A 9,349-nucleotide genomic window follows, 5' to 3' on the forward strand; every position below is an offset into this window, starting at 1 on the left:
GCTGCACCGCGGTAGAGACCCAGCAGGGCCCAGGTCGTGCCACCGGCACGGCACGCGAGTCGGAGCTCGTCGGTGAAGCCGAAGTTCGGGACCACGAACTCGCGGAACCGGCGACAGCTGTCCGGCCGTCCATTGGTGTCGACCGACAACACGCCCACTGGAAGAGGGCGCAGTGCGAGGTCAGCGAACAGGTTGACGTCGGGTTCTCCGTACTCGGCGGCCGCCAGCTCCTCGTCACTGACGGTCAGGGGATGGGACTTGGTCGTTCCGGTGATGAGCCCGTTCGCGGGGTCGGTCGTCGCCAGGCAGGCAAAGGCGAACGGAACGTCCACGGCGACGGTCTCGAAGACCTTGCGGGCCAAAGCATCTACGTTTCCGCACCGTGACGTCGCCGCATCGAGGCGATCGCCCAGCGAGCGTGTCCTCGCCGTTCTCATGACCTCATCGTGACCGGTGCCGACGGAGTAGGGAAGGTACTGGACGAAAGTCCCCACATTTGTGGGATGGTCTCGCCTCGGGGACGGGCCGAACCTGGTGGCATGACAAGCGCGGACATGACACGAAACCACCTCACGAACCTCGGCCACGAGCCCCCCGCCGCGCCGCTGGTCGACGTGCGCGACATGATCGTCGTGCATACCGCGTTGCTGCGCGAGTTCCGGCTGGCTCCCGCTGCGGTGTCTCGGACGGCACCCGGCGACAGCCGGCGCGCGACGGCTGTCGCGGCGCACCTTCGCCTGCTCTGTGACCTGCTGCATCATCACCATGAAAGTGAAGACGCGTTGCTCTGGCCCAAGCTACGGGAACGGACCTCGCCCAACGCCCTCGACGTCATCGAGGAAGCGGAGGCTCAACACCACGCCCTCGACGCCGCCTTGAGTCGTGTCGGAACGCTACGTGGGGCGTGGGCCGACGACCCCGACGGCGTCCGGCGCGACCAGCTCGCCGAACAGCTCGAGATCCTGCACGCGCTACTACGCGAGCACCTCGATCTCGAGGAGCGCGCGCTGCTGCCGCTGGCGGCGATGGTCATGACCGAAGGCGAATGGCAGGCGATCGGCGAAGCCGGGGTGGCAGCGGTGCCAAAGTCCGCGATGCCACTGGCCTTCGGGATGTTCGCCTACGAGGGCGATCCGACGGTCTTGGCCGAGATGATAAGAACGGCGCCCCCGCTTGCCCGCGCACTGGTGCCGCTCATCGGCCCTCGCGTGTATGCCCGCCGGGCGCGTCTGATCCACGGGTCGGCCCGGCCTTGACCGAGCCAGAACCGGCCCGGGCCGCCCGCTCTCGGTCGGCCGACGCAGCCTGTGCGAGCGCATACCGGGGTGTCGTCCCGCGCGGCTAGGGTTCCTCGGGTGACCATCGCCCTGTACCGCCGCTACCGACCGGAGACCTTCCGCGACGTCATCGGCCAGGAGCACGTCACCGAGCCCCTCATGCAGGCGCTGCGCACCGGGAGGGTCAGCCACGCCTACCTGTTCAGCGGACCGCGCGGCTGCGGCAAGACGACGAGCGCCCGGATCCTGGCACGCTGCCTCAACTGTGAGCAGGGACCGACCCCGGAGCCATGCGGGTCGTGCGACTCGTGTGTCGCACTGTCGCGGGGCGGGCCCGGCACGATCGACGTCATCGAGATCGACGCGGCCAGCCACGGTGGCGTCGACGACGCCCGTGACCTGCGCGAACGCGCGTCCTACGGCCCGGCACAGAGCCGCTACAAGATCTACATCATCGACGAGGCGCACATGGTGACGCCGCAGGGCTTCAACGCGCTGCTCAAGATCGTCGAGGAGCCGCCCGAGCATGTGAAGTTCGTCTTCGCGACGACCGAGCCCGAGAAGGTTATCGGCACGATCCGGTCGAGGACCCACCACTACCCCTTCCGCCTCGTCCCTCCAGCCCGGCTGACGGCCTACATGGAGCAGATGTGCGAGAAGGAAGGCGTGACCGTCGCGCCGGGAGTCCTCGGGTTCGTGACCCGGGCCGGAGGGGGTTCGGTCCGTGACTCTCTGTCCGTGCTCGACCAGCTGATCGCGGGGTCGGGCGACGAGGGGCTCACCTATGAGGGCGCGGCGTCGCTGCTGGGGTTCACCGACGGTGAGCTGCTCGACGCCACGATCGACGCCCTCGCGGCCGGCGACGGCGCGGCGGTGTTCATGCAGATCGACCGCGTCATCGAGTCGGGGCACGACCCGAGGCGGTTCGTGGAGGACCTGCTCGAACGGCTGCGCGACCTGATCATCGTCGCCGCGGTGCCCGAAGGTGCCGCTTCGGTGCTGCGCGGCGTACCGGAGGACCAGCTCGAGCGGATGCGCGGACAGCAGTCCCGGTTCGGGCCGGGCGGACTCTCGCGCGCGGCGGACGTCGTCAACGCCGGCCTCACCGAGATGACCGGCGCCACGGCGCCGCGGATGCAGCTCGAGCTGATCTGCGCCCGCATCCTGCTTCCCGCTGCCACAGGTTCGGGTGGGTATGCCGCCCGCCTGGACCGGCTCGAACGCCGTCTCGACCTGGAGGGCACACCGTCGGCGACGCGCTCTGGTGGCCGAAGCGAGACGGCCCCCCCGAGCCATGCCGTAGGCCCGCCCGCCGAAGCGCCGAGCCCAGTGCGCAACCTGCGCTCCGACGGACAGACGGGGATGCGGCCACAGCGGGTCGACGAGACGTCGGAGCCGTCGCCGTCCGAGTCGCGACCCTCGCAGTCCTCACCCCCGACGTCGGCGAGCGGGCCGCGCGAGACCAGCACGGCGGCACCGGTGGAGTCGGGTGCCTCCACATCGTCATCCTCACCTACCTCGACTGGTGCACCGGACGACTCGCGGACGACGGGTCACGCAGGCGCGATCGACACTGCGGCGATCCGCAGGGTCTGGCCGGACGTGCTGGCCCGCGTGTTCGGTATGCGTCGGGTGACCTGGACGTTCCTGTCCCAGCACGCGCAGGTGCTGGACTACGACGGCAACCGGCTGGTGTTGCAGATCGCGACCGTCGGACTCGCCAACACGTTCCGCCAGGGCAACCACGCGGAGCTGGTCCGTCAGGCACTGATCGACGAGATCGGTGTCGACGTCCCGGTCGAGGGTGTGCCGCCCACCGGAGACAGCTCCCATGGCGGAACGTTCGGGGGAGGGACGCCCAGCGGCGGCCCCCCTGGTCCTACCGGCCCGGGCGCCCCGGGCCCCGTGGGTAGCACGGCGGCGACGCGGGGCCGCACGCCCAGCCGAGCGGAACCAGCCTCGCGGGACGCGGCACCGGAGGGAGTGCCGGACGTTCCTGACGAGGAGGGCCGCGACGAGGGGTGGTTCGACGACGAGAGAGGCACGCCGCCGACTTCGGCCCCGACAGCGCCGCCGAAGATGGGTGAAAACGGCCGGAAACCCGACCGATATCACCCCGAACCGACGACAGCGTCGAGCCCACGAAGTCGCCCGCCCGCCGCGTCAGTGCAGCCCAGCCGCCAACCCGACGACGACATCAGCGACGACGACGAGGACATCGCGACCTCGGGGGCCGCGGGCCGTCAGGTCATCGAGCGGGTTCTCGGCGGGAAGGTCATCGGCGAGTTCGACGACTGACTCAAGCTCCCGCAAACTGGGTCACCAAGCTCACCGACTGTGCTGGCTCTGCTCCGTCGCCGCCTCGCCTGTCAGGTCGAACGACGACAGCAACCCGTCGTACCGCTTCGGCGGCGGCGACGCATACTCACCGATCGTGCTGGTGCGCAGTCCGAGCTGAACCAGTCCCTGCACCGTGACGGTCGCCGCGGCCACGCCGTCGACTACTGGCGCGCCGATCGCCTTGGAGACGTGTGCGCACAGGTCGGCCATCCCGGCGCAGCCGAGCACGATGACGTCGCTCTCGTCGATCGCCAACGCCTCCCGGCAGGCTTGCGTGATCCGCTCCCGAGCGTCCGGCGAGGACTCCAGCTCGAGCACCGCGATCTCGCAGGCGTGTACGCCGCGGCACGCGCGATGGGTGCCATAGGTCTCGGCGAGATCCCACGCTCGGCCGCGGGTACGGCCGAGCGTGGTCACCACGCTGAACGAGCGACCGAGATAGGTGGCCGTACGCATAGCCGCCTCGGCGATCCCCACGACCGGCCCACGGGCGCGCTCACGGGCTGCCTCCAGGCCCGGATCCCCGAAGCAGGCGAGAACGTAGCCGTCGACACCCTCCCGCTCACCCTTGGCGATCTCGTCCAGGATGCCGGGCACGGCGAGCGCCTCGTCGTAGTGGCTCTCGATCGAGGCAGGCCCCATCGTGGGCGACACCGCGTCCACCGTGACTCCTGGCCAGGCCACCGAGCGGGCGGACCGCTCGATGAGTGACGTCATGGACCACGTGGTGTTGGGGTTGATGACCCGGATGTGCATGGGTATCAGCCTGTCACCACGTCGTCGCCGGTGCGCGCCTCGATGAGCGCGGTGACCTTGCTGTTGCGGGCGAGTACGTAGTAGACCACCAGTCCCAGCCCGCACCCGATGAACCAGCTGTAGTCGTTCGCGGCGTTCATCCCGGGGACGAACACGCAGGCGATCGCGACCACGGCAGCGATGGCGGTCGCCCATACTGCCGCGGGGTTGAACCCCTTCGTGTAGTAGTAGATCCCCTTCTCGTCCATCGTGAACAGGTCGTCGATGGCGACCTTCTGCTTGTGGATCAGGTAGTAGTGGCAGATGAGCACCCCGAAGAGCGGGCCGATGAACGCGCCCAACGTGTCCAGCGTGTAGTGGATGGTGTCGGCGCTCTTGTAGAGGTTCCATGGGGTGATGAGGACGGACCCGACGGCGGCGATCATGCCGCCCGTGCGCCAGCTGATCTTCTGCGGGTTGACGTGCGAGAAGTCGAAGGCAGGGGAGACGAAGTTCGCGACGATGTTGATGCCGATGGTCGCGGTCGTGAACGTGAGTGCCGCCAGGACGATCGCGAAGGTGTTGTCGATCTTGCCCACGGTCTTGACCGGGTCCGTGATGAGCTCGCCGTAGACCGGCAGAGTCGCGGCCGCAGTGAGCACGGTCAGGACCGAGAACATCGTGAAGTTGACCGGCAGACCCCAGAAGTTGCCCTTCTTGACGGCCGCGAACGTCTTGCCGTAGCGGGAGAAGTCACCGAAGTTGAGCATCGGGCCGGAGAAGTAGGACACGACCAGTGCCGTCGCCGCGAACATCGTCGAGATCATCGCGCCGCCGCTGAGCTGCTTGTCCGACAGGTTGAGGTTGACGTTCCAGTTCGCCTTGCTCAGCAGGTAGATGCACAGGACGACCATGACGACGTAGACGGCCGGGCCGCAGAAGTCGATGAAGCGGCGGATGGTGTTCATGCCGGTCCAGAAGACGGCGGCCTGCAGCACCCAGAGGACCGCGAAGGTGAAGTAGCCGAGCGTGGAGAGGCCCAACATCCCGTGCTGCGCGACGTCGCCGTAGGGCGCCAGACCCGGCCACAGGCGTACCAGCAGGATGTCGAGCGCCGCGGAGGCGAGGTAGGTCTGGATGCCGTACCAGGCGACCGCGATGAGCCCGCGGATGATCGCCGGGATGTTGGCGCCAAGCACCCCGAAGACCGAGCGACAGATGACCGGGAAGGGAACCCCGCTGCGCTGGCTCGGCTTGGCGACGAGGTTGCAGAAGAACAGCACGATGGAGATGCCGACGATGAGGCAGATGAAGACCTGCCAGCTGGTCAGGCCCAGCGCGAACAGGCTTCCGGCGGTGACGTATCCGCCGACGCTGTGCACGTCCGACATCCAGAACGCGAAGATGTTGTACCAGGTCCAGTTCTGGTCCCGCAGGGGCGCGAGGTCGTCGTTGGTCAGGCGCGGGTGATATCCGGGCTTGATGACGCCGACACCGGCGGGATGCGCGGAGCTGGGTGGAGCTGGGGAGTCGATCAGGTCGGTCACGGTATGCCTCTCGGAGCTGACTTTCCGACGGCCGGGATCGGCGCAGGCGCCACCCGGGGATGGAGCCTGAAGTTAGTCCCGCAACGGTTTCCGACGGGTTTTCGAGGCGATATATCCGAGATATACCCGATGTGGCCCGGCTCAGACAGCGACGAGTGCGCCACTCCAGCGAGCGGGTTCAGCGCCGTGCGACCGCTCTCTCGAGGCGCTGGTAGTGACTGGCGGAGCAGCGTACGAGCTCGTCAGCATCGCGGTCGACGAACGCCGCCAGCATCGCCGCGTGGTCGGCGTGCATCCGATCTCGCCCATCCGCCGAGACCTCCGACATCGGTTGCGACGGCTCGGTGACATTCCAGGCCAGCTCGAACACGTGCAGCAGCCGGTGCATCCCCGACGGTCCTACGAGCGCGAGGTGGAACCGCCGGCTGTCCCGGTGGTAGGTCCGCAGGTCTTCCGCCACGAGGGCCTCACCAAGTCCCTCGTGGATGCTGGTCGCGTATGCGTCGTCGTCCACCGTCGCCGCGAGTACCGACGCGCGCAGGGCGGCGGCCTCGAGCGCCTCACGGATGACATAGAACTCACGCAGCTCGTCCCGGGTCAGCTGGGCGACCTCGTAGCCGCCCCGCGGTTCGTGGTCGACCAACCCCTCGCCGATGAGCGTCTTGAGAGCCTCCCGGATCGGGATGAGGCTGACGTCGAAGAACCTGGCCACCTCGTCCAGCGGGATCGGCGTCCCGGGCTGGGCGTCGCCGGACAGGATCACCCCGCGTAGCTCGCCCAGGACCTCCTGCTGCGAGCTGGGTTGACCGGGTGTGGTGGTGCTGAGCCGGCTCACCAGATGGGAGGCGCCGACAGGAAGGGGACGTCGGCTCACGCTCGCCTCCTCGACCAGGCTCGACAGGGTGGGCACGAGCCTATTGCGGCGCGGCCGCCACTGGGGCGAATCCTCAGCTGGAGGGAAAGGGACGACAGGTGGTCCAGCCAACTACAGTCGGCGTCATGATCTACCGGGCGGGTCACATCGTGCTGAAACCGCTCAGCCATGCGCTCTACCGGCCGACGATCCGCGGTGCGGAGAACGTCCCGGCAACGGGTGGCGTCATCCTGGCGAGCAACCACCTCTCGTTCATCGACTCCTTCGCGATCCCGCTCGCGGCCCCGCGCAAGGTCCGGTTCCTCGCCAAGGACGACTACTTCACGGGCGGCGGTCCGCGGGGCGCCGTCCTGCGTGAGCTGTTCGAGGGGATCGGGGCCATCCCCGTCGACCGGCGCTCGTCCCGGGCGGCCCAGGAGTCGCTCGACGCAGCGTTGGAGGTCCTCGGCGAGGGGGACGCCTTCGGGATCTACCCCGAGGGGACGCGCTCACGCGACGGCCGGCTCTACCGCGGGCGTACCGGTGTCGCCTTCCTCGCGCTCACCGCTGCGGTGCCGGTCGTCCCGGTGGCTCTGGCCGGGACCCAGGACATCCAACCGGTCGGGGCGAGGTTCCCCCGGCTGGCCAAGGTCAGCGTCACGTTCGGGGCGCCGCTGGACTTCACGCAGCGGTATGCCGGTGTGCCGCAGGGCCGCGCCCGGCGCGCCGTCACCGACGAGATCATGGACGCCATTGCCGCGCTGTCGGGGCAGCCCCGCGCCGATACCTACAACGAGCTGCCGCCGGAGGCCTCTGGTCCCGCGATCGCCGTCTGAAGGCCCTGCTTCCCGATCCGGACTCACATGTTGGCGGACAATGTGGACTTCCAAGGCGTGAAACTCGGCAACATCTGAGTCCGGTCGGCCACAGGCGGGGCCGCTAGGCCCGCGCGAGTGCCGGAGCGGACGACGCCACCAGGTTCGGCGCGACGACGTTCCGGTAGAACCACACCCCGTCCACCGACCCGGTGAACTCCGGCTCGCCCCCCGTCGAACCGAGGTGCGGGCGAGCCGTTCCGAGACCCATCCCGCGAACGCCCGGGAGCAGCCGTCCCCACCGGTCGGAGAGCCGGCCAGTGCCGTCCCAGGTACTGCCCCGGACGAGGTCACTCACCCGAGAGCGGTAGCCGGTAGCGGCGATGACCACGGGGTCGGACGTATGGAGCTCCCGCGAGTCGACCCGAACGAGGTGCACGCGCTGGTCGTCGCCGTCGCGGACCCGGCGGAAGAGGGCCGCAGAGTCGGCTCGGAGGCCGCCGAACCGATGGACGATGCCGGTGTCCGGGCAGACACAGTCGACACGGACGTCGACTCCGTCGGCGCGCGCCGCCTCGGTGTCGGGGTAGGTGACGACGACCGGTCTGCGGTGCAGCACCGTGATCGAGCCCGCGGACCAGGCGAGTGGCAACCGAAGCAGCAGTCCCGCGACGGCGAAGGCGCTGTGGGCGCCGCCGACGATCGTGACCCGTGGCTCACGGCCGGACAAGGTATGCAGGACCGAGGCCATCCCGGGTGCCTGCAGTGCGATGTCGCTGTGCAGGGCGAGGGCCTCGACCGGACGAGCGATCGAGGGCGCCCAGGGTCGGCCACCCAGAGCGAGGAGCACCTCGTCGGCGAGGATGGTTCCACCCGTCGTCGCGAGCTCCACGAGCGCGCCGTCAGCGCTCGTCGAGCGCAGACCCGTCACCTGGGTCGACGCCCGGACCGTGACCTCGGGGATGCCGCCGGCGTTGCGCAGCAGATGCCGGCCCGCACGAGCGAGCAGGTCCGCGGCGACGGGAAGGTCCACCGGGTCATCGGTCTCGCAGGTCTGCACGGCGTCCCGGTCACAGCGCTTTCCCCTGTCGAGGTGGGGGAGGGCGCACTCGACGAAGACGCGACCGCGTGTGTCTGAGCGCACCAGGTAGTCGCCGAGTCGACCCGCCCCGAAGCGCTCCGCCGGCCCCGCGGAGACGATCTGCATCCCCCTCTGGGCGTGTTGCTCGATGCGTCCGGACTCCACGAGCTCGGCGAGCACGCCGAAGGCAGCCGGACCGCCGCCCACGAGGGCCGTGGTGACTCTGGAAACCGGTGGTACTACTGGATTGTCGCGCATCGAGATGTTCACACCAGGACAGTCGCGTCGGCGCCGTCGGGGTCGTCCATCCAGGCCAGCGCCTGGGCTCCGAAGATGGTCGCCCACGAGCTCACGTCCATGCTTTCCGAGCCATAACGCAGTCCGCGCGGAGGTGCCCAGCACTGGGACAGGAAGTCACGAGCAGCAGCCGCAGGCACGGCATACCCATGCGGGTCGACCAGCATCCAGAGTCGTATCGCCTGCGCGGTGGCGTCGGTCCGGTCCGGTCCGAAAGCGCGTACCCCGTCGTGCCAGGCCAGAAGTGCGCCGTTCGGCTGCTGCACGTCGGCGAGCCAGCGGACGCCGGCGTGAACCGCGGCCGGGTATGGCGTCGCGGGAGGCGTGGCCATGGCCAGCCCTTCGAGGGCGTAACAGTGGCTGTGGGTGTAGGTCAGGCCGGACGCGCCGTGGATCCGGAAGCG

Annotated in this window: 9 protein-coding genes; 3 read left to right on the plus strand and 6 right to left on the minus strand. The window is 69.1% G+C overall.

Going from position 1 to position 9,349, the window contains the following annotated elements:
• A partial coding sequence (locus ABI385_RS07365) for a hypothetical protein (RefSeq protein WP_348103096.1) occupies nt 1-362 on the minus strand: 362 nt, incomplete at its 3' end.
• A 177-nt stretch (nt 363-539) separates the two neighbouring features.
• On the opposite strand from ABI385_RS07365, the gene ABI385_RS07370 reads away from it, so the two are divergent.
• Complete coding sequence (locus ABI385_RS07370; protein WP_348103097.1) at nt 540-1,256, plus strand: hemerythrin domain-containing protein; 717 nt, start codon at nt 540-542, stop codon at nt 1,254-1,256.
• A gap of 99 nt (nt 1,257-1,355) precedes the next feature.
• Entirely contained in the window at nt 1,356-3,575 is a 2,220-nt protein-coding gene (locus ABI385_RS07375) for a DNA polymerase III subunit gamma and tau (protein ID WP_348103098.1), read from the plus strand.
• A 30-nt stretch (nt 3,576-3,605) separates the two neighbouring features.
• Here ABI385_RS07375 and ABI385_RS07380 read toward each other — a convergent pair whose 3' ends face one another.
• The 3 genes from ABI385_RS07380 to ABI385_RS07390 all read right to left on the minus strand — a co-directional run bounded on the left by ABI385_RS07380 (nt 3,606) and on the right by ABI385_RS07390 (nt 6,773).
• Nucleotides 3,606-4,373 carry an aspartate/glutamate racemase family protein gene (locus tag ABI385_RS07380; RefSeq protein WP_348103099.1) on the minus strand — a complete coding sequence of 256 codons (768 nt, stop codon included), beginning with the start codon at nt 4,371-4,373 and terminating at the stop codon, nt 3,606-3,608.
• 5 nt (nt 4,374-4,378) lie between these two features.
• On the minus strand, nt 4,379-5,899 hold the full coding sequence (locus ABI385_RS07385) for an NCS1 family nucleobase:cation symporter-1 (RefSeq protein WP_348103100.1): 1,521 nt from the start codon (nt 5,897-5,899) through the stop codon (nt 4,379-4,381).
• 178 nt (nt 5,900-6,077) lie between these two features.
• Nucleotides 6,078-6,773, minus strand: coding sequence for a GntR family transcriptional regulator (locus ABI385_RS07390; RefSeq protein WP_348103101.1), 696 nt, complete (start codon nt 6,771-6,773; stop codon nt 6,078-6,080).
• A 125-nt stretch (nt 6,774-6,898) separates the two neighbouring features.
• Here ABI385_RS07390 and ABI385_RS07395 point away from each other — a divergent pair, with 125 nt between their 5' ends.
• Nucleotides 6,899-7,588 carry a lysophospholipid acyltransferase family protein gene (locus ABI385_RS07395; protein WP_348103102.1) on the plus strand — a complete coding sequence of 230 codons (690 nt, stop codon included), beginning with the start codon at nt 6,899-6,901 and terminating at the stop codon, nt 7,586-7,588.
• Between the two features lie 103 nt (nt 7,589-7,691).
• Here ABI385_RS07395 and ABI385_RS07400 read toward each other — a convergent pair whose 3' ends face one another.
• Nucleotides 7,692-8,918, minus strand: coding sequence for a hypothetical protein (locus ABI385_RS07400; protein ID WP_348103103.1), 1,227 nt, complete (start codon nt 8,916-8,918; stop codon nt 7,692-7,694).
• Nucleotides 8,915-9,349 (minus strand): hypothetical protein (locus tag ABI385_RS07405; RefSeq protein WP_348103104.1); only part of this gene is annotated, 435 nt, incomplete at its 5' end. The genes ABI385_RS07405 and ABI385_RS07400, both read right to left, overlap by 4 nt.

The sequence above is a fragment of the Lapillicoccus sp. genome, assembly GCF_039935575.1.
Lineage (GTDB): Bacteria > Actinomycetota > Actinomycetes > Actinomycetales > Dermatophilaceae > Lapillicoccus.

Coding starts and splice junctions, on each gene's coding strand:
- ABI385_RS07370 (WP_348103097.1), top strand. CDS start 540: ATGACAAGCGCGGACATGACACGAAACCACCTCACGAACCTCGGCCAC.
- ABI385_RS07380 (WP_348103099.1), bottom strand. CDS start 4,373: ATGCACATCCGGGTCATCAACCCCAACACCACGTGGTCCATGACGTCA.
- ABI385_RS07395 (WP_348103102.1), top strand. CDS start 6,899: ATGATCTACCGGGCGGGTCACATCGTGCTGAAACCGCTCAGCCATGCG.